Source organism: Brenneria tiliae (genome assembly GCF_023347575.1).
Taxonomy (GTDB): domain Bacteria; phylum Pseudomonadota; class Gammaproteobacteria; order Enterobacterales; family Enterobacteriaceae; genus Brenneria; species Brenneria corticis.
In genome coordinates this window covers 23676-44696 of record NZ_JAKPCB010000095.1, presented here as the reverse complement: position 1 = coordinate 44696, position 21021 = coordinate 23676, and the positions used below count along the sequence as shown (strand labels likewise).

Here is a 21021-nt window from a genome sequence, read left to right as displayed (position 1 = left end):
TTGATGAATAATCGATAAATTCATCCGCTGGAATCGCCATGTTTTTAGTGATTCCATAACCCGTTCTTATGAGAAAAAACGGCGATCAGCGAATTTCCAGCAAATGTTGCAACAAAACGCCGTTTAACATGGCGCGTTTTACCAGCGCAAAGGCGCCAATCGCCGAGAGGTGGTTCAATGCGGATACTTCAACGGGCAGGCTATTGCGAAAATCTTTCAGCACCTGCGCATTGATGCAGCGTTGAATGGCGGGCAGCAGGATTTTTTCGGCGGCGGTAATTTCCCCGGCAATCACCACCTTTTGCGGATTAAACAGGTTGATGGCGATGGATATGGCTTTCCCCAGATATTGTCCCGCGTGTTCAATCACTTCGCGAGCCAGCGGATCGTCCCGGTTGGCGGCTTTGCAGATGGCGGCGATGGTGCAGTTATCCGGCTCTATTTTGCTGGGGTAGCCTTGCTGCAATAAATGCCGCACGCGTTGTTCGATGGCCCCATTGGCGACGACCGTTTCCAGACAGCCGAAATTGCCGCAGTGACAGCGCTCTCCCAGCGGATCAATCTGTATATGACCGATTTCTCCCACGTTGCCGTTAGTGCCGAGAAATATCTGTCCGTTAACCAGAATCCCGGCGCCGGTGCCGCGATGGACGCGCACCAGGAGCGAATCCAGCGAGTCGTGCGTGGCGCCGAAGTAGTGTTCCGCCAGCGCCAGGCTGCGAATATCGTGGCCGACAAAACTGGCGACCTGGAAACGGCGCTGGATATTATCCACCAGCGGCCAGTTGTTGACGCTGATATGGGGCATATAACGCACGATGCCGGCGCGGGGATCGACCAGGCCGGGCAACGCCACGGAAATGGCGATCAGCTCGCGGATGCGCGGCCGATGGTTATCAATAAAGTGGGCGATGGCTTTGAACAGGGCGGTTTCCACGCTTTCCTGGGTTTTTTCCGGCAGGTCGTAGTGCGCGTCCCCCAGGGATTTGCCCTGCAAATCGTACAGCGCGACGGTGGCGTCATTGCGCCCGAGACGCACGGCGATGGCATGAAACGGGTGCGTTTCGGTGACGATGGAAATGGCGCGTCTGCCGCCGGTGGAAGCCTGTTGCTCCACCTCTTTGATCAACCCGCGCTCCAGCAACTGACGGGTGATTTTGGTGACGCTGGCGGGGGCAAGCTGGCTCTGTTCCGCTATCTGGATGCGTGAAATCGGCCCTTGTTGATCGATCAGGCGGTACACGACCGCGCTGTTTAATTGTTTAACCAGATCAACATTCCCTATCTGCGCTTGTCCGCCAATGGTCATGAAAAGTTACCCGCGTATGGTCAATTCTTTGTCGCCGCCGTTAACAAAAGTATTGAGAATGTGATAGTTACGGTCGAAAACGGTCAAATTAGCGACTTTACCGCTTTCAATGCTGCCTAGCTGCCCGTCTATGCCGATGGCGCGCGCGGGATAAAGGGTCGCCATTCTGAGCGCCTCATCCAGCGGGATCCCCGCCAGTTCCACGCTGTTGCGCACCGCTTCTATCATCGTCAGGGCCGAACCGCTGAGCACGCCGTTTTCATCCACGCACAGGCCGTCGCGGTAGTATATGGTTTTACCGGCAAAAATGAACCGGTCAATCGTCGATCCCGCCGGCGCCACGGCGTCGGTGACCAGTACCAGCTTTTCGCCTTTAATCCGCTTGCTGTTACGGATATTGGCCCAGCTCACGTGGCAGCCGTCGGCGATAATGCCGCAATAGATTTCCGGGGCGTCATAAACGGCGCCGACCAGGCCGGGTTCGCGGCCGGTGATATAAGGCATGGCGTTGAACAGGTGGGTGGCGAAGCGAATGCCGCTGGCAAAGCCCTGCTTGGCCTGTTCCCAGGTGGCGTTGGAGTGGCCGGCGGAAACCACGATGCCGGCGTCCGCCAACTGACGGATTATCGCCGGGGCGACTTTTTCCGGCGCCAGGGTGATTTTGCTGATGACGTCCGCGTTGGCGCACAGGAAATCCACCAGTTCCTGCGTCGGCTGACGAATAAAGTCCGCGTTGTGCGTGCCTTTTTTTATCACGTTCAGCCAGGGACCTTCGAGGTGCAGGCCCAGCGCCTGGAAGCTGTTCTGCGCCAGATAGGCGCGCATCACTTCCACGCCGTGCTTCATAAACTCATCGCTGCAGGTGATAAGCGTAGGCAAAAAGCTGGTGCAGCCCGACTTCAGGTTGGCCTGATGCATGGTTTCCAGCGTTTGCACCGAGATGGATTCCAGCGAGTCGTTGAACTGAACCCCGCCACAGCCGTTTAGCTGGAGATCAATAAATCCTGGGGCGAGCGACGCGCCGCCGAGGTCATGCCTTTTCAGCCCGGCGGGAAGGTCGCTAACGGGGCAAACGTTATCTATCAGACCGTCGGCGATCACCACCGCGTGATTATCCAGCACCTGGTGGCCGGTATAAATCCGGCCGTTTGTTAAAGCGTACATCGTCAACTCCCGACCACTGATTAAAGATTTTTCATCTGTTCCGTTTCTAATTCACGGAAATATTTAACGGTTTTGACTTTCAGCTCCATCGTCGACGGCTCGTCGCATACCATTACCGCTTTGGCGTGAAGTTGCAGGCAACTGATGGTCCACATATGGTTTAGGTTTCCTTCCACCGCGGCCTGTAATGCCTGGGCCTTGTTGCGTCCGGTGACCAGGATCATCACCTCTTCGGCATCCAGCAGGGTGCCGACGCCGACGGTAAGGGCGAATTTCGGCACCAGATTAACATCGCCGCCAAAGAAACGAGAGTTGGCGAGGCGAGTCTCTTCCGTCAGGGTTTTTATTCGAGTCCGGGAAGCTAAAGAAGAGGCGGGTTCATTGAAGGCGATATGCCCGTCATTGCCTACTCCTCCCATAAACAGGTGGATCTTGCCGTAATACTTGATTTTCTCTTCGTAGCGGCGACACTCCGCTGCGATGTCTTCCGCGTTGCCATTCAACAGGTTAATGTTTTCCGGCGGAATATCAACGTGATTGAATAAATTCTGCTGCATAAAGCTGCGATAGCTTTGCGGATGTTCGGCGGGCAGGCCGACATATTCATCCATATTGAACGTTACCACGTGCTTAAAACTCACCTCTCCGGCCCGGTGCATCGCCACCAGCGCTTTGTAGGCTTCCAGCGGTGAACTGCCGGTGGGGAGGCCCAGCACGAAAGGGCGGGCGGCGCTGGGGTTGAATTCGTTGATTTTCTGCACGATATAGCGTGCGGCCCATTTGCCGACTTCAGCCGGGGTAGCGAGGGGAATCAGTCTCATCAGCGGTCTCCTGATTGTTGAGGACGATTAAACAAGTATCGGGCTAAATCGCCTTGGCGGCGCGTTTCAGCGGTGAAATAACAGTGCGCATCAGTGTAGCCTGTTTTTTTTTATCTTAAAATAAGTTGGCGTTTTATGCAGGTATAATCTTTTTATATGCGATTTTTTAGTGATTGTTATCACATAATGAAAGGGTTTAATTTGTGGAGCGAAATATTTTTCTTACACTCCATGCCAATACCACCCGCAGTGGTTTTACCCGGCAGTGAGCCAGTTTAACCGGCAGTTTTTTGTCCCACAGGGGAAGAGAGGAAAATGTGAGTATTCTTAGCTATTTGCAAAAAATCGGCCGGGCGTTGATGGTGCCAGTCGCCACGCTGCCCGCCGCCGCGCTCCTGATGGGGATTGGCTACTGGATCGATCCGGTCGGCTGGGGAAGTGAAAATGCCCTGGCGGCGCTGTTTATTAAATCGGGCGCGGCCATTATCGAAAATATGGCGGCGCTGTTTGCCGTCGGCGTGGCTTACGGCATGTCGAAGGATAAAGACGGCGCCGCGGCCTTGACCGGTTTCGTCGGCTATCTGGTGCTGACCACGCTCGGTTCGCCGGAAGCGGTGTCGATGATCCAGAAAATTCCGGTGGATCAGGTGCCCGCCGCGTTCGGCAATATTAAAAACCAGTTTATCGGTATTCTGGTCGGGGTGATTTCCGCGGAGTTGTATAACCGCTTTAGTCAGGTGGAACTGCCAAAAGCGCTGTCATTCTTTAGCGGACGGCGCCTGGTGCCGATCCTCACCTCATTCCTGATGATCCTGGTCGCCTTTATCCTGATGTATGTGTGGCCGGTCATTTATAACGCGCTGGTCGCTTTTGGCGAGTATATCCAGCAGTTGGGCGCGACCGGCGCCGGCCTTTACGCCTTCTTCAACCGCCTGTTGATCCCCGTCGGTCTGCACCACGCGCTGAACTCGGTGTTCTGGTTTGATGTGGCCGGAATTAACGACATCCCGAATTTCCTGGCCGGGCAACAGTCCATCGACGCGGGGAAAGCGGTCGCCGGCATTACCGGACGTTATCAGGCCGGGTTCTTCCCGATTATGATGTTCGGCCTGCCGGGGGCGGCGTTGGCTATTTATCACTGCTCGCGTCCGGAGAATAAAAGCAAGGTGGCGGGGATTATGCTTGCCGCGGCATTCGCCGCATTCTTTACCGGCATCACCGAGCCGCTGGAGTTCTCCTTTATGTTTGTGGCGCCGGTGCTGTATGTTCTGCACGCGCTGCTCACCGGGATCTCGGTGTTTATTGCGGCCAGCATGCATTGGATCGCCGGTTTCGGTTTCAGCGCCGGGCTGGTGGATATGGTGCTGTCGTCCCGCAACCCGCTGGCGACGCAGTGGTATATGCTGATACCGCAGGGGTTGGCGTTCTTCGTTATTTACTATCTGGCGTTCCGTTTCACCATCCTGCGCTTCAACCTGCTGACGCCGGGACGCGAACTGTCGGTAAGCGGCAGCGAAGCGGACGGCTATGATGTAAACGCCTCGGCGGCGGCGTCGGGCGATATGACCACGCTGGCCCGCGGCTATTTGCAGGCCGTCGGCGGTAAAGATAATCTGCTGGCCATTGATTCCTGCATCACCCGCTTGCGTTTGAACGTGGCGGATTCCAGCCGGGTGGATGAAGCCTTGGCCAAGCGGCTGGGCGCCGCGGGCATTATCCGGCTGAATAAGCAGAATGTGCAGATTGTGGTGGGCACCCAGGCGGAGTCCATCGCGTCCGCGCTGAAAAAAGTCAGCGAGGCGTAGCGTAAAGCGGAATCTTACTGTGTGAACCATGGTAAGTAGATGAAATCGCGGGGCGAGATTGCTATCTCGCCCCGTTTTTATTCATCACCGATAATTTAATCAAACTAACGGTTGTTTCCCGGCTTGGCTTGTTGGATCATTAGCGGTTATATGTCGTTTAAGCATTGAGGAACCAAGCATGAGTGAGGCTGAAGCCCGCCCAACCAACTTTATCCGCCAGATTATTGATGAAGATCTGGCGTCCGGTAAGCATGACCATATTCAGACGCGCTTCCCGCCGGAGCCTAACGGCTATCTGCATATCGGGCATGCGAAATCTATCTGTCTCAACTTCGGTATCGCCCGCGACTATAACGGGCAATGCAACCTGCGTTTTGACGATACCAACCCGGTAAAAGAAGATATTGAATACGTTGAGTCGATCAAACGCGACGTTAACTGGCTGGGTTTCTCATGGAGCGGCGACGTACGCTATTCCTCCGATTATTTCGATCAGCTGCATCAGTATGCGGTGGAGCTTATCAGCAAGGGGCTGGCGTACGTCGATGAACTGACGCCGGAGCAGATCCGCGAATACCGCGGTTCGCTGACGTCGCCGGGCAAAAACAGCCCCTTCCGCGATCGCAGCGTGCAGGAAAACCTGGAGCTGTTCGAAAAAATGCGTAACGGCGGCTTTGCCGAGGGAACCGCCTGTTTGCGCGCCAAGATTGATATGGCGTCGTCGTTTATCGTGATGCGTGACCCGGTGCTGTATCGGATCAAGTTCGCCGAACACCACCAGACCGGCAACAAGTGGTGCATCTACCCGATGTATGATTTTACCCACTGCATTTCCGATGCGCTGGAAGGGGTGACGCACTCGCTGTGTACGCTGGAATTCCAGGATAACCGCCGCCTGTATGACTGGGTGCTGGATAACATCACCATACCTTGCCATCCGCGGCAGTATGAATTCTCCCGCCTTAACCTTGAATACGCCATTATGTCCAAGCGTAAGCTGAACCAGCTGGTTACGGAAAAGATTGTTGAAGGGTGGGACGATCCGCGTATGCCGACCATTTCCGGTTTGCGTCGCCGTGGCTACAGCGCCGCGTCTATCCGCGAGTTTTGTTACCGTATCGGGGTCACCAAACAGGATAACAACGTTGAAATGGCGGCGCTGGAGTCCTGTATCCGCGACGACCTTAACGCCAATGCGCCGCGCGCCATGGCGGTGCTGGATCCGGTGAAGGTGGTGATTGAGAACCTTCCTGCGGATCATGAAGAGCTGGTTACCATGCCGAACCATCCGAATAAGCCGGAAATGGGCTCCCGCCAGGTGGCGTTCAGCCGAGAAGTGTATATCGATCGCGCGGATTTCCGCGAAGAGGCCAATAAGCAGTATAAGCGTCTGGTGCTGGGCAAGGAAGTTCGCCTGCGCAACGCCTATGTGATCAAAGCGGAGCGCATCGATAAAGACGAGCAGGGGGTTATCACCACCATCTATTGCAGCTACGATGCGGATACCTTAAGTAAGGATCCGGCCGATGGGCGCAAGGTCAAAGGCGTTATTCACTGGGTGTCGGTGGCGCATGGCCTGCCGGCGGAATTCCGGCTGTACGATCGGCTGTTCAGCGTGGCCAACCCCGGGGCGGCGGATGATTTCCTGTCAACCATCAATCCCGAGTCGCTGCAGGTGACCCGTGGTTTTGTCGAGGCGAGCCTGGCGCAGGCGGAAGCGGAAAAAGCGTATCAGTTTGAACGGGAAGGCTATTTCTGCGCCGACCGGGTTTATTCCACTCCGCAGCATCTGGTGTTTAACCGTACGGTGGGCCTGCGGGATACCTGGGTGGGATAATTGCTGGGGCGTCTACAGGATAAAAAAATAAAACCGCCTCGGCGGTTTTATTTGTTAAAAATCGCACCTGCGATTTTTTATGCGGTTGATTTATCTTTTTTCATCGTGCAGGGTTTCGTCTTCACGGCAATCCCCTTCACTGCAATGGCCATACAGATACAAGCTGTGGTTGGTCAGTTTTATGCTGTGTCTTTCCGCGATTTCACGTTGCCGCGCTTCGATATACTCGTCACGGAATTCAATCACTCTGCCACAATCCAGGCAAATCAGATGGTCATGATGATGTTGCTGGGTCAGTTCGAAAACCGACTTGCCGCCTTCAAAATTATGGCGGGTGACGATACCAGCATCATCAAACTGATTCAGTACGCGGTAGACGGTCGCCAAACCAATCTCTTCGCCCATATCAATCAGTTTTTTATATAAATCTTCCGCACTGACGTGATGGCACTCCGGGTCCTGCAATACTTCCAGAATTTTCAGTCTCGGAAGTGTGACTTTCAGGCCGGCCTTCTTTAATGCGATATTATTGTCAGTCATGCGGGTTTAGTCCTGTTGCTTACTTAATCAATGGGGGCTATCTAGCCTATGGCATCGGTCGGCTCAAAAAATGTAATAGCGTCTCAATTATAGAACCGTGCATTCAAAATGGAAACCATGGAATGTTAACAAGGTTATTCCCACACACAATACAGAGGTAGCACGCAATGCATTGTTGGCAAATGAGGAAAACGATGGTGAACATACATAACCGATGTGGGTATTGTACAGAATTGTGGCCGGAAGTTAAAAAAATGTATCAATCTTAATGAAAGGTTTTTTCTATTGATTTGGCTCTGACGAGGGAGTTGTCAGAGCCAAGGCGTGGTGTTAAGCCAGCAGCTCTGGCAAATTCAGCTCTTCGCTAATCTGTTTTACCCAGGCGGTGACGCGCTCGGCGGTCAGTTCAGGCTGACGATCTTCGTCGATAGCCAGGCCGATGAAATGCTTGTCATCCGCCAGACCTTTGGACGCTTCAAAGTAATAGCCTTCCGTCGGCCAATGTCCGATGATGGTCGCGCCGTGCGGTTCGATGATATCGCGGATGGTGCCCATGGCATCACAGAAGTATTCCGCATAGTCTTCCTGATCGCCGCAGCCAAACAGGGCAACCAGTTTGCCGCTAAAGTCGATATCTTCCAGCGTAGGGAAAAAGTCATCCCAGTCGCATTGGGCTTCACCGTAATACCAGGTGGGGATACCCAGCAATAGAATATCGAAAGCTTCAAGGTCTTCTTTACTGCTTTTGGCGATGTCATGAACTTCAGCAACGTCGGTTCCCAGCTGCTGTTGGATCGTCTTGGCAATGTTTTCGGTATTGCCGGTATCACTGCCAAAGAAAATTCCTATCAGTGCCATGAATTAAATAACCTCTTGATTCTTAATGGTATGGTGCCGTTTTTCACCCACTTATCGCCTAATAATAACAGACACTACCGGCATGAGAAACTCGTATCGGTAAGGAGACGTAAATTGTGGCGGGTAATTTTTAGCTGAAATTCCGGGGCTCAAAAAAATTTGTATTTATAGAATGTTATGAATTCGTTCACAGAATAGAAAACAAACTACGACAAGAGCCGTACCGGGGTTAAATGTTGTCTGAGTTTTGTCGATTAATTAAGTGATCTTATCTGTTCAATACCACGGAACACCAATGCCAGGGAGCGGCGACACTTCCCGGCGGCTTGAATTTCGTACTACAAAGCCGATTAACCATTAAAACATTTTTATTAATGCGTGCTTAGGTCTGGAGTGAACAATGAAACTTTTAAAGAACATTGCCATCAGAACGGCCATGTTGTGGGTGCTTGGCATTTTCTGCGTATTGTGGGGCGGCGTGTCGCTCTATACCATGTTTTCCTTCAAAGAGATGACGGCGACGTCCAAGACCAGCAGCCTGCTGGTGCAAAACATGAATTATGTCAATCAGGGCAACGATCAGTATTTCCGGATGGTTACGCGCCTGGCCCGCGCCGTTGATGCGCGCCGCAATGGCGATAATGAAACGGCCGATAAAGAACAGGCGTCGGCGCTGAATGCGCTCAATACATTAAAAGCGGATTTGGTGTCATTCAATGGTATCGACCATGCGGGGCTGGACGATGCGCTGGTTCAGGCGGTCAGCCGCGACTGGCATAATTTGATTGTTCAGGGCGTTGAGCTTTCATATCAAAAAGCGGCGGCGAACGAGCTTGATGAATACCAGGAGCAGGCTAAAAATGTGGTCCCGCCGCTAAGCCGTCAGTTCGGGGCTTCAATAAGCGCTTTCAATAAGGCGGGATCGGAGAAATTTGCCGCGGCCGGCGTACGTTTTGAACAGATCACCGCCATCGGTCAAAACATTCTGCTGACGGGGCTGGTTATCGGACTGCTGCTGCTGTTCTTTACCGATCGCTATCTGGTGACATGCCTGGTGCGGCCGTTAAATGATTTGCGCGATCACTTCGGCGTGATTGCCTCCGGCCAGTTGGGAAAGCCTATCAAGGATTTTGGCCGCAACTGCGTCGGCAGATTATTCCCGCTGTTGCGTGAAATGCAAACCAGCCTGGCGAACACGGTCAGCACCATCAGAAACAGCACCGACTCGATTTATCAGGGGGCGTCGGAAATCGCCGCGGGAAACAACGATCTGTCGTCGCGTACCGAACAGCAGGCTTCGGCGCTGGAAGAGACGGCCGCCAGCATGGAACAGTTGACCGCCACCGTAAAACAGAACGCGGAAAATGCCAACCATGCCAGTCAGTTGGCCTTACAGGCGTCCACCACGGCGAAGAAGGGGGGCGATATCGTCGAGAACGTGGTGAAAACCATGGCGGAAATTTCCGGCAGTTCGCGCAAGATCGCCGAAATCACCACGGTGATTAACGGTATCGCGTTCCAGACCAATATTCTGGCGCTGAACGCCGCCGTGGAAGCCGCGCGCGCCGGGGAACAGGGGCGTGGTTTCGCCGTTGTCGCCGGCGAAGTGCGTAATCTGGCGCAGCGCAGCGCGCAGGCGGCCAAGGAAATAGAAGGATTGATTTCCGAGTCCGTCAGATGTGTGGATACCGGTTCGAATCTGGTTGAGGATGCCGGCAACACCATGCACGACATTGTTCGCGCGGTGACGAATGTTACCGATATCATGGGTGAAATCGCCTCGGCATCGGAAGAGCAGAGCAAGGGGATAGCCCAGGTCGGGCAGGCGGTGGCGGAAATGGACAGCGTGACCCAGCAGAATGCGGCGCTGGTGGAACAGGCTTCGGCCGCCGCGCTGTCGCTGGAAGAGCAGGCGGCGCTGCTGAACCAGACCGTTTCGCTATTCCATCTCTCCGAACAGCAGAATCTGCAGCCGCGGTCCGCGGCGAAGTCAGCGCCGGCGCCCAAAGCCGTAGCGGCCGGGCCAGCCGCAAAAGCGCTGCCGCCCAGCCAGGATAACTGGGAAAAATTCTAAGTCCGGTTTTTTTATCGGCGTCAGGGATGACGCCGCTCAAGCCATAAGAGATCGTTATCTCAGAACGTTTGCTCGGCCAACTGCGCCAACAGCATCTGCTCGATAAGTTCACTGCGGCTGATGTTCCGCTGTTCAGCCAGGCTATTCAGGATATCGACCGCCTCGCCGTTGATTTTTAGTTCGACCCGCCGCAGCCCGCGTACCTTGTCGCGCCGCAGCTGATTACGCTTATTGATTCTTAGCTGTTCATCACGTGACAGCGGATTGGTCTTCGGGCGACCGGGGCGACGCTCATCTGCGAACAGATCCAGCGTGGTGCGATCCGTTTGTTCTTTTGCCATAGGTAATGATACTGCAAGGTCTTCGGACCAAAACGCCCGCCGACGCGCGCATTTTGATGATGTGGTTACAATGCTTGTGGCTGAATCAGCCGTTCCTCTACTGCGGGCGCCATCATACCCCAGCCGTGCTGGCGGCGACAACGGTTAATCCGGGCATCCCGGCTATCCGGCGGCGAGAAAACGATGAATGGCGCGCAATACCGCCTCGGGTTTTTCCGCATGGACCCAGTGACCCGCGTCGCTGATCACATAGGCGCGGGCCGCGGGGAACTGACGCAGCAGGGCGTCGCGGTGAACGTCATCCAGATAGGGCGAGTTTGCGCCGCGAATAAACAGAATCGGCCCCTGCCAGGCGGGAACCTCCTGCCAGCCGGCGATATTTTCGTATTGATCCCACAGCACTGGCACGTTAAAGCGCCATTCGCCCTGTTGGAACGATTTCAGCAGAAACTGAATCACCCCTTCTTCTTTAATAAACCGACGCATCAATTCGGCGGCGGCGGAACGCGATGCGGCGCCCGCCTCGGTGACGGCGTTGAGGGCGGCGAAAACGGCGTCGTGGCGGCGCGTCTGATAATCCACCGGGGCGATATCAATGGCCACCAGCTTTTCCAGCCGCTGCGGAATAAGGGCGCTGAGCGCCATGGCGACTTTGCCGCCCATCGAATGGCCGATAACAATCGCCCGCTCAATCCGCTGCTGGTCCATCAGCTCCGCCACGTCCTGCGCCATCGCCGGGTAGGTCATCTGCGGCGAACGCGGCGACAGGCCGTGATTGCGTAAATCCAGCTGCAGCACGTCGTACTGATTTTGCAAATCCCGGCCCAGCACGCCAAGATTATCCAGATTGCCGAACAGGCCGTGCATCAGGATAACGGGCGGCCTGCCATTGGGGTGAAGCGCATTTTGCCGGCGATAATTCAATTTCATAGTGAAGTTCATTCAGAGAGATAGGCGCTTAGGGTATCATGACTTTACGACGTTATGTTGCCGGGGAAGAAGCAACTATGATCGCTTAAACAGCAACAGGGGCGGCAAGGCATAATCCGAGTTTTTGCGTTGTCGTCGTTCTAGCGCTGTTCGAGTGCGCCGGATAGCTTGTATACTTATTGACGATTGATTTGAGTAAAAAAACAGTACTGGATAAAGATGAAAACTATTGAGGTCGACGAAGAGCTTTATCGTTATATAGCCAGCCATACGCAGCATATTGGTGAAAGCGCATCGGATATTTTACGCCGTATGCTGAAGTTTACCGCCGGTCAGTCCACGGTGACGCCGTCGGAGGAGGTCGCGCTCAATGCGAAGCCGGCCGCGTCCCCGCGTCCGGGCGATCGGGTTCGGGCGGTGCGCGAGCTGTTGTTGTCGGATGAATACGCCGAACAGAACAAGGCGATCAACCGTTTTATGCTGGTATTGTCTACGCTGTATCTGTTATCGCCGCCGGAATTCGCTCAGGCGACGGAATCGCTTCATGGGCGCACGCGGGTTTATTTCGCCGGCGACCAGCAAACCTTGCTGCAGAATGGCACGCATACCAAACCCAAACATATTCCGGGTACGCCATACTGGGTTATCACCAATACCAATACCGGTCGTAAACGCAGCATGATCGAACACATTATGCTGACGATGCAGTTCCCGGCGGAACTGACAGAGAAAGTTTGCGGAACTATCTAATCAATGACAGCGTCAGGGAGAAACGCCAATGGCTAATCACCCAAGAGCCGGACAGCCTACCCGGCAAAGCGATTTAATCAATGTGGCTCAGTTGACGTCACAATATTATGTTCTGCGTCCGGAAGTCGGAAATGCGGCGCATGCGGTGAAGTTCGGCACCTCAGGCCATCGCGGCAGCGCGGGGCGGCATAGTTTCAACGAAGCGCATATTCTGGCGATAGCGCAGGCCATTGCGGAAGAACGTAAAAAGCAGGGCGTCAGCGGCCCGTGCTATGTCGGCAAAGATACCCATGCGCTGTCCGAACCGGCTTTTATTTCGGTGCTGGAAGTGCTGGCGGCCAACGGCGTTGAGGTTATCGTCCAGCAGGACAATGGCTTTACCCCGACGCCCGCCGTCTCCAACGCCATTCTGGTGCATAACCGTCAGGGAGGCGCGCTGGCGGACGGCATCGTGATTACGCCGTCGCACAATCCGCCGGAAGACGGCGGTATTAAATACAACCCGCCCAACGGCGGCCCGGCGGATACCAACCTCACCAGCGTGATCGAACAGCGGGCGAACGCGCTGCTGGCGGATAATCTGCGGGAAGTGAAACGCATTACGCTGGATCAGGCCTGGAAAAGCGGCTATGTGCACCAACAGGATTTGGTGCAGCCCTACGTCGCAGGGCTGGGCGAGGTGGTGGATATGGCGGCGATTCAGCGCGCGGGTCTGAAACTGGGGGTCGATCCGCTGGGCGGTTCCGGTATCGCCTACTGGCAGCGCATCGCCGAGCATTACAAGCTGGATCTGACGCTGGTGAACGACGCCATCGATCAGACTTTCCGCTTTATGGCGCTGGATCACGACGGGGTGATCCGTATGGACTGCTCGTCGGTATCGGCCATGGCCGGGCTGCTGGCGCTGCGCGATAAATTCGATCTGGCGTTCGCCAACGATCCCGACTACGACCGTCACGGCATCGTTACCCCGGCGGGGCTGATGAACCCCAATCACTATCTGGCGGTATCCATCGATTACCTGTTCCAGCATCGTCCGCAGTGGGGCGAATCGGTGGCCGTCGGTAAAACGCTGGTCTCCAGCGCGATGATCGATCGCGTCGTCGCGCAGCTGGGCCGTAAACTGGTGGAAGTGCCGGTTGGCTTCAAATGGTTTGTCGACGGCCTGTTTGACGGCAGCTTCGGCTTCGGCGGCGAGGAGAGCGCGGGAGCATCGTTCCTGCGTTTTGACGGCACGCCGTGGTCGACGGACAAAGACGGCATCATTATGTGTCTGCTGGCGGCGGAAATTACCGCGGTGACGGGGAAAAATCCGCAGCAGCACTATGACGATCTGGCAAAACGCTTCGGCGCGCCAAGCTACAACCGCATCCAGGCTCCGGCGACCCAGGCGCAAAAAGCGGCGTTATCCCGCCTGTCGCCGGAACAGGTATCGGCCGATACGCTGGCGGGCGATGCGATCACCGCGCGTCTGACGGCGGCGCCGGGCAACGGCGCGGCTATCGGCGGGCTGAAAGTGATGACCGACAACGGCTGGTTCGCCGCGCGTCCTTCCGGTACGGAAGAAGCCTATAAAATCTACTGCGAGAGTTTCCTCGGCGCGGAGCACCGGGAGCGCATCGAGAAGGAAGCGGTGGAGATTGTCGGCGCGGTATTGGCTAACGCCAAGTAAGCGTGTAATTGGGCGCCGCGATGCGGCGCCTGTTATCCCAGCGCGACAAGCAGCGCGCCAACTGAAATTAACGCCACGCCTGCGCCGGCCAGCAGCGAAATCTTTTCCCCCAGCAACACCACGGCCAATACCACCGCAAACACCACGCTGAGCTTATCAATCGGCGCCACCTGGGCGACATTGCCGTTTTTCAGCGCCACAAAGTAAAACAGCCACGACATGGCGCCGGCCACGCCGCTGAGCAGAATAAACAGCAGGGCTTTTTTGTTGGCCATGATCTCGCCTACCAGTGCGACTTTTCCCTGCGCGATCACCACGCCGACCAGAAAAAGCGCCATCACCACGGCGCGGATGGCGGTTGCGGTATTGGCATCCAGATTTTGCAGGCCGATTTTGCCGAACAGGGCGACCAGCGCGGCGCACAGGGCGGAAAGCAGGGCGTAGATTAACCAGCTACTCATGATGAGAGTCCCCTGAATAAACGGAAATGGAAAGGTAATAGTGAAACGGATCAGACGGGCATGTTACGCCGGGAGACGGCGGATAACCAGAAAGCGCATCAACGCTGCCTGATAATCTCCTTTTCCTTAACAAGCTGAATATTTATCGTTAACCAATAAGTAACATAATGAAATAACAGAGAAAAAACTGGCGATTATTTGATCTTTTTCTGGTCCGATGAGTAGTAAACCTGCGCTAAAAACGGTAAAGTTTTAACCAGTTTTCCACTCGGATTTTATCGTTAATGTGAGTAACCAGCTGGCAAGGGGAGCTCGCCTTTAGAGGAGGATCGTTATGTCACTCTACACTGCTTATCCCTTACATCGCATTGTGCTGCGCCGTATTGCCGTGGTAATCATCGGCGTCGCCGCGTTACCGGTGATGCTGTTTCGCCGCGATCGGGCGCGTTTTTACAGCTATCTGCACCGTGTCTGGCTGAAAACCAGCGACAAGCCGGTGTGGCTGGCGCAATCGGAAAACGCGGCGTGCGATTTCTATTAATTTGATCGCAGGAAACATCTCTTTTATTGGACTGTGCCGTTCATGGGTGAACGGCATTTTTTTATCCTGCAATCGGCTGACCCCTCTTATCAAGCGCCTGCATTTGATTTTCCCCTAGGCCCGTCGCGGCGAACCCGGACGGCAATTTTTCTCGCCAATATCATGATTTCTTACCCTATTTTTCCCGCCGTTTAGCGTGGGTCGGGACGGGATCCGCTATGCTGATAACAGTGGATGATTTTTTATGAGGTAAAATCATGACGTTCGATCAGATCCCGGTTGGCATCAGTGCCTGCCTGCTCGGCAATCCGGTACGCTTTGACGGCGGCCACAAACGTCTGGCGTTTGCGGTTGAGCAACTGGCGCCTTATTTTCATTTTGAGCCGCTGTGTCCGGAAGTGGCGGTGGGATTACCGGTGCCGCGTCCGGCGTTGCGGCTGATAAAAGACGCGCAGGGAAACATTATGCTGCGCGCCAGTAATGGTTCGCCGCTGGATATGACCCGGAAAATGCACCGCTTCTGTGCGCAAAAAATCGCTCATTTACAGCATCTGTGCGGCTATATCGTCTGCGCCAAATCGCCCAGCTGCGGCATGGAACGGGTAAAGGTGTATGACGAGTCGCAAAAAAATGCGCGCAAAAGTGGTATTGGATTGTTTACCCAGGAACTGCTGTGTCAGTTTCCCTGGCTGCCGGTGGAAGAAGACGGCCGTTTGCACGATCCGGGACTGCGGGAAAATTTTATCGAGCGGGTGTATGCGCTGCATGAGCTACACCAGCTTTGGCGACAAGGCCTGAGCCGCGGCGCGCTGATCGCCTTTCACAGCCGCTATAAACTGCTGCTGCTGTCGCATTCGCAGCCGGAATACCGTGAGTTGGGGCGCTTTGTGGCGGATATTGACCAATGGCAATCGCTGGACGCTTTTGCGCAGGAATACCGCCTACGGCTGATGAAGCTGCTGGCGCATCCGGCAACGCGGCGTAATCACACCAATGTGCTGATGCACGTTCAGGGATATTTTCGCCGCCGGCTCAGTACGCCGCAGCGACAGGAACTGACCCAACTGATAGATCGCTATCGCCAGGGATTGCAACCCCTGCTGGCGCCGATCGCCCTGCTGAAGCATTACATGGCGCAATACCCGGACAGTTATCTGGCGGAGCAGCGTTACTTTGAGCCTTATCCGGAAGCGTTAAGATTACGCTACGGCCACTAACCGGCAGCCAGAGGATGATTTATGACCACGCATTTGGTTTGGCTGCGTAATGATTTACGCATCACCGATAATCCGGCGCTGCATGCCGCCTGCCAGGATCCGCAGGCGCGGGTTTCGGCCCTGTTTATCGCCACGCCGCAGCAGTGGCGGCAGCACGATATGGCGCCGCGGCAGGCGGCTTTCCTGCTGGCGCATCTGCACGCGCTGCAGCAGGCGTTAGCCGAAAAAGGGATTGCGCTTTATTACCATGAATGCGCCGATTTTGCCGCCGCGGCGCACTGGCTGCCGGATTTTTGTCAGCAGCACGCCGTTACCCATCTGTTCTATAACCGGCAGTATGAAATCAACGAACGCCGGCGCGACGAACAGGCGGAGGCGCAACTGGCCGGGCGCGTAGAGTGCCGGGGATTTGATGGCGGCCTGCTGTTGCCGCCGGGCAGCGTGCTGACCGCCAAGGGCGAGATGTACAAGGTCTTTACGCCATTTCGTCAGGCCTTTATTCAACGTCTGCTGGAAGCGGATACCGGCAGCGTGCCGGCGCCGGAACAGCGGCGCGGCGGGGCGGTTGACGTCACCACGGCGCTAACGCCATTCAGTTATCCGCAGCAGGACATCGATGGCGACTTTCCCGTCGGGGAGACGGCGGCTCTGCATCAGCTGCGCCGGTTCTGCCGCGAGCAGGTGCAGGATTATTCGCGCAAGCGGGATTTACCCGCGCTGGCAGGCACCAGCAAACTCTCGCCCTATCTGGCGTTGGGCGTGCTGTCGCCGCGCCAGTGTTTCAACCGGCTGCGCGCCGAATGCCCGGCTATGCTGGAACAGCGCGAAAGCGGGGGGTTTAGCTGGTTCAATGAGCTGGTCTGGCGCGAGTTTTATCATCATCTATTGGTGTTCTGGCCGGATCTCTGCCGGCATAAGCCGTTTACCGACTGGACGCGGCGGGTGCAATGGCGGCAGTCGCCGGATTTCCTGGCGGCGTGGCAGCAGGGGAAAACCGGCTATCCGATTGTGGATGCGGCGATGCGGCAACTGAACCAGACCGGCTGGATGCACAACCGTCTGCGGATGATTTGCGCCAGTTTTTTAGTAAAGGATTTACTTATCGACTGGCGTCAGGGGGAGCGCTATTTTATGTCGCAGCTGCTGGATGGCAGCCTGGCGGCGAATAACGGCGGCTGGCAGTGGGCGGCCTCCACCGGAACGGATGCGGCGCCCTATTTTCGTATTTTCAATCCGACCACCCAGGGCGAACGTTTTGATCCGCAGGGAACTTTTATCCGCCGCTGGCTGCCGGAATTGGCGGAGGTGGCGGATAAAGATATTCACCAGCCTCATCGATGGGCCGACCGCCAGCGGCGCGAGTTGCACTACCCGCTGCCGATTGTCGATCATCAACAGGCGAGACGGCAGACGCTGGCGGCTTTTGAAGCGGCGAAGCGGGCGGCAATGACCGATAACGATCAAGCAGAGAAGAGTACGTATGCGCAATAGCGAGTTGGAACAACTGATTAACCGGGAGCTTAACGTCGAGGAGTTTCAGGACTACGCCCCGAATGGCCTGCAGGTGGAAGGGCGCGCGGACGTGCGGCGTATCATTACCGGGGTGACGGCCTCGCAGGCGTTGCTGGACGCCGCCGTAGAGCAACAGGCCGATGCCGTTTTGGTCCATCACGGCTATTTCTGGAAAAACGAATCGCCCATTGTCAGCGGCATGAAGCGTAATCGGCTGAAAACCCTGCTGGTCAACGACATTAACCTCTATGGCTACCATTTGCCGCTGGACGCGCACCCGCGGTTGGGCAACAACGCCCAACTGGCTGATTTACTGGAGATCAAGGTGCTGGGCGCCATCGAGCCGCTGCTGCCGTACGGCGAGCTGACCCAGGCGCTGAGCGGCGATGCGCTGTGCCGCCGTCTGGAAAACCGTTTGGGGCGTTCGGTGCTGCATTGTGGGGATAATGCACCGCAACGGATACAGCGGCTGGCATGGTGTACCGGCGGAGGGCAGGGCTTTATCGAGCAGGCGGCCGGATTTGGCGTCGATGCGTTTATTACCGGCGAAGTGTCGGAGCAGACGATCCATATTGCCCGCGAAACGGGGCTGCATTTTTATGCCGCCGGGCATCACGCCACGGAGCGGGGCGGCATCCGCGCGCTGGGGGAGTGGTTGGCCCGGCAGCATGGGTTTGACGTAACCTTTATCGATATTCCCAACCCGGCCTGACGGTCGGCGCTTTTTTATTGCTTATTAGTGGTATGCATCAAAAAGCGAGAAAAAGAAGCATAAATAGGCATTTCGGTATCTTTCTTGCTTTCCCCATAATAAACAGGAAAAGCGCATAACGTGAGGCAGGAGAAAATATTGCAACGGGCACGATGTTATCTGCTGGGCGAGAGTACCGTGGTTCTGGAACTTGAGCCGCCGATGACGCTGCAAAGCCAGCAGCGCATCTGGGGGTTGGCGGAGCGTTTGAATCACCACCAGGCGGTGCGGGAAGCGATTCCCGGCATGAATAACCTGACGGTTTTGCTGGAAGAGCCGCAACAGGCGGCGCTGGACGCCATTGAACGTCTGCAGCGCTGGTGGGAAGAGAGCGAGTCGCTGGCATTCGATCCCCGGGACGTTGATATCCCGGTGGTGTATGGCGGCGAGTCGGGGCCGGATCTGGAACTGGTCGCCCATCACTGCGGCCTGACGGAAAAACAGGTGGTGGAAGCCCATGCGTCCGCCGGCTATATCGTCTATTTTCTTGGCTTTCAGCCCGGGTTCGCCTATCTGGGCGGGCTGGATGAAAAACTGCACGTTCCGCGCCGGGCCGAGCCTCGCCTGCGGGTGCCCGCCGGTTCGGTCGGCATCGGCGGCGGGCAAACCGGGATCTACCCGCTATCCACGCCGGGCGGCTGGCAGCTGATCGGCCGCACCTCGCTGGCCTTGTTCAACCCGCTGAAGATGCCGCCGACCCTGCTGCGTCCCGGAGACAATGTGCGGTTTGTGCCCCGGCGGGAGGGCGTATGCTGAAAATTATCCGTGCCGGCTTGCATACCTCGGTGCAGGATACCGGGCGTTTCGGCTTTCGCCGTCTGGGCATCAGCCAGTCCGGCGCGCTGGATATTCCCGCATTGAAGCTGGCCAATCTGCTGGTGGGCAACGCGGAAAATGCCGCCGCGCTGGAAATTACGCTGGGAAAATTTGTCGCTACCTTTACCTCGCCCTGCTGGGTGGCGCTGACCGGAGCCGACTGCCATGCCGATCTGGACGGTAAACCGCTGTGGACCGGCTGGCGTTTTGCGGTAAAAGCCGGACAAACGTTAAAAATGCATTTACCGCGTCACGGTATGCGCAGCTACCTGGCCTTCTCCGGCGGCGTTGACGTGCCGGAGGCGCTGGGATCGCGCAGCACCGATTTGAAAGCGGGTTTTGGCGGATTTGCCGGGCGCTTGCTGGCGGATGGCGATGAGCTGTCGCTGGGCGCCGCCGCCCGATTGCCAATCAGGGAAACCGGAGTTAAACAGCTGCTGTTCGGCAACCGCGTGCGGGCCTTGCCGGGGCCGGAATATCAGGAGTACGACGAAAATGCGCGGGAGGCTTTCTGGCGCACGCCCTGGCACCTGAGTCCGCAAAGCAATCGGATGGGGTATCGGCTGCAGGGGCCGGAATTGCAACGGACCGCGCAGCGTGAAATGCCGTCGCACGGTTTGCTGCCGGGGGTGGTGCAGGTGCCGCATAGCGGCCGGCCGATTGTGCTATTGGCCGATGCGCAGACCACCGGCGGCTATCCGCGTATTGCCTGCGTGATCGAGGCCGATCTCTATCATCTGGCGCAAATCCGCCTGGGCGAACCGGTGCATTTTATCCGTTGTACCCTGGCGGAGGCTCAGCAGGCGGCGGAGCAACAGCGGCGCTATCTGCAACAACTGGCGTGGAGGCTGCATGATTATTGATTTGAACGCCGACCTGGGGGAAGGCGGCGAGAATGATGAAGCGTTGTTGAAGTTGATCAGTTCGGCCAATATCGCCTGTGGATTTCATGCGGGAGACGCCCAGACCATGCGGCAGTCGGTGCGCTGGGGGATTAACTATGGCGTGGCGCTCGGCGCGCACCCGAGCTTTCCCGACCGTGAAAATTTCGGCCGCAAAGAGATGCACCTGCCGGCGGAGACGGTTTTTGCCCAGGTGGTTTATCAGATCGGCGCCTTGGCGGCGATAGCGGCCGCGGAAGGGGGGGAACTGGTTCACGTCAAGCCGCACGGCATGCTCTATAATCAGGCCGCCCGGGAGCCGGCGCTGGCGGACGCCGTCGCCCGCGCGGTGAAAGCGGTGAATCCGGCCCTGCGCCTGGTGGGGTTGGCCGGCAGCGAGTTGATTCGGGCCGGGCAGCGCGTGGGGCTGGCGACCCGGGAGGAAGTGTTTGCCGACAGGTGTTATCTGCCCGACGGTTCTCTGGTGCCGCGCAAACAGTCCGGCGCGCTGATCGGCAGCGACGATCTGGCGCTGGCGCAAACGCTGGAAATGATCCAGCGTCAGCGCGTGCGCGCCAGCGATGGTTCCTGGGTCAGCGTACGGGCGGATACCGTTTGCGTGCACGGCGACGGTCAACATGCGTTGATGCTGGCGCGCAAGCTGCGCAACTGCTTCTCGCAGCATCAGATAAACGTGGCGGCGTAAAAGGGTTTCATCAGCGTTAAATCGCCGGATTATTT

At 56.4% G+C, this 21021-nt stretch carries 20 protein-coding genes; 12 read left to right on the top strand and 8 right to left on the bottom strand.

Features of this window, described 5'->3' with window-relative positions; translation table 11 throughout:
* Positions 1-85: 85 nt before the first annotated feature.
* Genes nagC through nagB form a run of 3 tightly spaced genes read right to left on the bottom strand, consistent with a single transcriptional unit; the run spans position 86 to position 3294 of the window.
* Positions 86-1309, bottom strand: coding sequence for a DNA-binding transcriptional regulator NagC (gene nagC, locus MFP24_RS08825; RefSeq protein WP_249228798.1), 1224 nt, complete (start codon positions 1307-1309; stop codon positions 86-88).
* 6 nt (positions 1310-1315) lie between these two features.
* Positions 1316-2473, bottom strand: coding sequence for an N-acetylglucosamine-6-phosphate deacetylase (gene nagA / locus MFP24_RS08820; RefSeq protein WP_249228799.1), 1158 nt, complete (start codon positions 2471-2473; stop codon positions 1316-1318).
* Positions 2474-2493: 20 nt separating this feature from the next.
* Positions 2494-3294: a glucosamine-6-phosphate deaminase gene (nagB, locus tag MFP24_RS08815; protein ID WP_249228800.1), complete on the bottom strand. Its 801-nt coding sequence runs from the start codon at positions 3292-3294 to the stop codon at positions 2494-2496.
* Between the two features lie 317 nt (positions 3295-3611).
* Between nagB and nagE the strand changes: the two genes are divergently transcribed.
* Both nagE and glnS read left to right on the top strand, forming a co-directional pair.
* A complete protein-coding gene (gene nagE / locus MFP24_RS08810) occupies positions 3612-5099 on the top strand; it encodes an N-acetylglucosamine-specific PTS transporter subunit IIBC (protein WP_249228801.1) in 1488 nt (495 codons plus the stop codon).
* A 178-nt stretch (positions 5100-5277) separates the two neighbouring features.
* Positions 5278-6936, top strand: a complete 1659-nt coding sequence (gene glnS, locus MFP24_RS08805) for a glutamine--tRNA ligase (protein WP_249228802.1) — start codon at positions 5278-5280, stop codon at positions 6934-6936.
* A 90-nt stretch (positions 6937-7026) separates the two neighbouring features.
* Here the strand turns inward: glnS and fur are convergent, their stop codons facing one another.
* Both fur and fldA read right to left on the bottom strand, forming a co-directional pair.
* On the bottom strand, positions 7027-7476 hold the full coding sequence (fur, locus tag MFP24_RS08800; protein WP_009113795.1) for a ferric iron uptake transcriptional regulator: 450 nt from the start codon (positions 7474-7476) through the stop codon (positions 7027-7029).
* A 330-nt stretch (positions 7477-7806) separates the two neighbouring features.
* Entirely contained in the window at positions 7807-8334 is a 528-nt protein-coding gene (fldA, locus tag MFP24_RS08795) for a flavodoxin FldA (RefSeq protein WP_249228803.1), read from the bottom strand.
* A 400-nt stretch (positions 8335-8734) separates the two neighbouring features.
* Here fldA and MFP24_RS08790 point away from each other — a divergent pair, with 400 nt between their 5' ends.
* Positions 8735-10408, top strand: coding sequence for a methyl-accepting chemotaxis protein (locus MFP24_RS08790; protein ID WP_249228804.1), 1674 nt, complete (start codon positions 8735-8737; stop codon positions 10406-10408).
* Positions 10409-10467: 59 nt separating this feature from the next.
* Here the strand turns inward: MFP24_RS08790 and ybfE are convergent, their stop codons facing one another.
* On the bottom strand, positions 10468-10749 hold the full coding sequence (gene ybfE, locus MFP24_RS08785; RefSeq protein WP_249228805.1) for a LexA regulated protein: 282 nt from the start codon (positions 10747-10749) through the stop codon (positions 10468-10470).
* Positions 10750-10911: 162 nt separating this feature from the next.
* On the bottom strand, positions 10912-11679 hold the full coding sequence (ybfF, locus tag MFP24_RS08780; RefSeq protein WP_249228806.1) for an esterase: 768 nt from the start codon (positions 11677-11679) through the stop codon (positions 10912-10914).
* 219 nt (positions 11680-11898) lie between these two features.
* On the opposite strand from ybfF, the gene seqA reads away from it, so the two are divergent.
* Both seqA and pgm read left to right on the top strand, forming a co-directional pair.
* A complete protein-coding gene (gene seqA / locus MFP24_RS08775; protein ID WP_249228807.1) occupies positions 11899-12429 on the top strand; it encodes a replication initiation negative regulator SeqA in 531 nt (176 codons plus the stop codon).
* Between the two features lie 28 nt (positions 12430-12457).
* Positions 12458-14101, top strand: coding sequence for a phosphoglucomutase (alpha-D-glucose-1,6-bisphosphate-dependent) (gene pgm / locus MFP24_RS08770; protein ID WP_249228808.1), 1644 nt, complete (start codon positions 12458-12460; stop codon positions 14099-14101).
* Between the two features lie 32 nt (positions 14102-14133).
* Here pgm and MFP24_RS08765 read toward each other — a convergent pair whose 3' ends face one another.
* Positions 14134-14562, bottom strand: a complete 429-nt coding sequence (locus tag MFP24_RS08765) for an EamA family transporter (protein ID WP_249228809.1) — start codon at positions 14560-14562, stop codon at positions 14134-14136.
* Between the two features lie 334 nt (positions 14563-14896).
* On the opposite strand from MFP24_RS08765, the gene MFP24_RS08760 reads away from it, so the two are divergent.
* From MFP24_RS08760 to pxpA, 7 genes are all read left to right on the top strand, one after another.
* Positions 14897-15103 carry a YbfA family protein gene (locus MFP24_RS08760; RefSeq protein WP_249228810.1) on the top strand — a complete coding sequence of 69 codons (207 nt, stop codon included), beginning with the start codon at positions 14897-14899 and terminating at the stop codon, positions 15101-15103.
* 257 nt (positions 15104-15360) lie between these two features.
* Positions 15361-16320 (top strand): YbgA family protein, encoded by a 960-nt coding sequence (locus MFP24_RS08755; protein WP_249228811.1) that lies wholly within the window; start codon positions 15361-15363, stop codon positions 16318-16320.
* A 21-nt stretch (positions 16321-16341) separates the two neighbouring features.
* Positions 16342-17811: a deoxyribodipyrimidine photo-lyase gene (gene phrB / locus MFP24_RS08750; RefSeq protein ID WP_249228812.1), complete on the top strand. Its 1470-nt coding sequence runs from the start codon at positions 16342-16344 to the stop codon at positions 17809-17811.
* Positions 17801-18544, top strand: a complete 744-nt coding sequence (locus MFP24_RS08745; protein WP_249228813.1) for a type 2 GTP cyclohydrolase I — start codon at positions 17801-17803, stop codon at positions 18542-18544. Before phrB ends, MFP24_RS08745 begins: the two co-directional genes overlap by 11 nt.
* Before the next feature lie 138 nt (positions 18545-18682).
* A complete protein-coding gene (gene pxpB, locus MFP24_RS08740; RefSeq protein WP_249228814.1) occupies positions 18683-19339 on the top strand; it encodes a 5-oxoprolinase subunit PxpB in 657 nt (218 codons plus the stop codon).
* Positions 19333-20262, top strand: a complete 930-nt coding sequence (gene pxpC / locus MFP24_RS08735) for a 5-oxoprolinase subunit PxpC (protein ID WP_249228815.1) — start codon at positions 19333-19335, stop codon at positions 20260-20262. Before pxpB ends, pxpC begins: the two co-directional genes overlap by 7 nt.
* Entirely contained in the window at positions 20252-20986 is a 735-nt protein-coding gene (pxpA, locus tag MFP24_RS08730; RefSeq protein ID WP_249228816.1) for a 5-oxoprolinase subunit PxpA, read from the top strand. The genes pxpC and pxpA overlap by 11 nt, the downstream gene beginning before the upstream one ends.
* Positions 20987-21021 lie beyond the last annotated feature (35 nt).

What these genes read in the sequence shown, in the direction of transcription:
- nagC (WP_249228798.1), bottom strand. Translation starts at nt 1,309, where the DNA reads ATGACCATTGGCGGACAAGCGCAGATAGGGAATGTTGATCTGGTTAAA.
- nagA (WP_249228799.1), bottom strand. Translation starts at nt 2,473, where the DNA reads ATGTACGCTTTAACAAACGGCCGGATTTATACCGGCCACCAGGTGCTG.
- nagB (WP_249228800.1), bottom strand. Translation starts at nt 3,294, where the DNA reads ATGAGACTGATTCCCCTCGCTACCCCGGCTGAAGTCGGCAAATGGGCC.
- glnS (WP_249228802.1), top strand. Translation starts at nt 5,278, where the DNA reads ATGAGTGAGGCTGAAGCCCGCCCAACCAACTTTATCCGCCAGATTATT.
- fur (WP_009113795.1), bottom strand. Translation starts at nt 7,476, where the DNA reads ATGACTGACAATAATATCGCATTAAAGAAGGCCGGCCTGAAAGTCACA.
- fldA (WP_249228803.1), bottom strand. Translation starts at nt 8,334, where the DNA reads ATGGCACTGATAGGAATTTTCTTTGGCAGTGATACCGGCAATACCGAA.
- MFP24_RS08790 (WP_249228804.1), top strand. Translation starts at nt 8,735, where the DNA reads ATGAAACTTTTAAAGAACATTGCCATCAGAACGGCCATGTTGTGGGTG.
- ybfE (WP_249228805.1), bottom strand. Translation starts at nt 10,749, where the DNA reads ATGGCAAAAGAACAAACGGATCGCACCACGCTGGATCTGTTCGCAGAT.
- ybfF (WP_249228806.1), bottom strand. Translation starts at nt 11,679, where the DNA reads ATGAAATTGAATTATCGCCGGCAAAATGCGCTTCACCCCAATGGCAGG.
- seqA (WP_249228807.1), top strand. Translation starts at nt 11,899, where the DNA reads ATGAAAACTATTGAGGTCGACGAAGAGCTTTATCGTTATATAGCCAGC.
- pgm (WP_249228808.1), top strand. Translation starts at nt 12,458, where the DNA reads ATGGCTAATCACCCAAGAGCCGGACAGCCTACCCGGCAAAGCGATTTA.
- MFP24_RS08765 (WP_249228809.1), bottom strand. Translation starts at nt 14,562, where the DNA reads ATGAGTAGCTGGTTAATCTACGCCCTGCTTTCCGCCCTGTGCGCCGCG.
- MFP24_RS08760 (WP_249228810.1), top strand. Translation starts at nt 14,897, where the DNA reads ATGTCACTCTACACTGCTTATCCCTTACATCGCATTGTGCTGCGCCGT.
- MFP24_RS08755 (WP_249228811.1), top strand. Translation starts at nt 15,361, where the DNA reads ATGACGTTCGATCAGATCCCGGTTGGCATCAGTGCCTGCCTGCTCGGC.
- phrB (WP_249228812.1), top strand. Translation starts at nt 16,342, where the DNA reads ATGACCACGCATTTGGTTTGGCTGCGTAATGATTTACGCATCACCGAT.
- MFP24_RS08745 (WP_249228813.1), top strand. Translation starts at nt 17,801, where the DNA reads ATGCGCAATAGCGAGTTGGAACAACTGATTAACCGGGAGCTTAACGTC.
- pxpC (WP_249228815.1), top strand. Translation starts at nt 19,333, where the DNA reads ATGCTGAAAATTATCCGTGCCGGCTTGCATACCTCGGTGCAGGATACC.
- pxpA (WP_249228816.1), top strand. Translation starts at nt 20,252, where the DNA reads ATGATTATTGATTTGAACGCCGACCTGGGGGAAGGCGGCGAGAATGAT.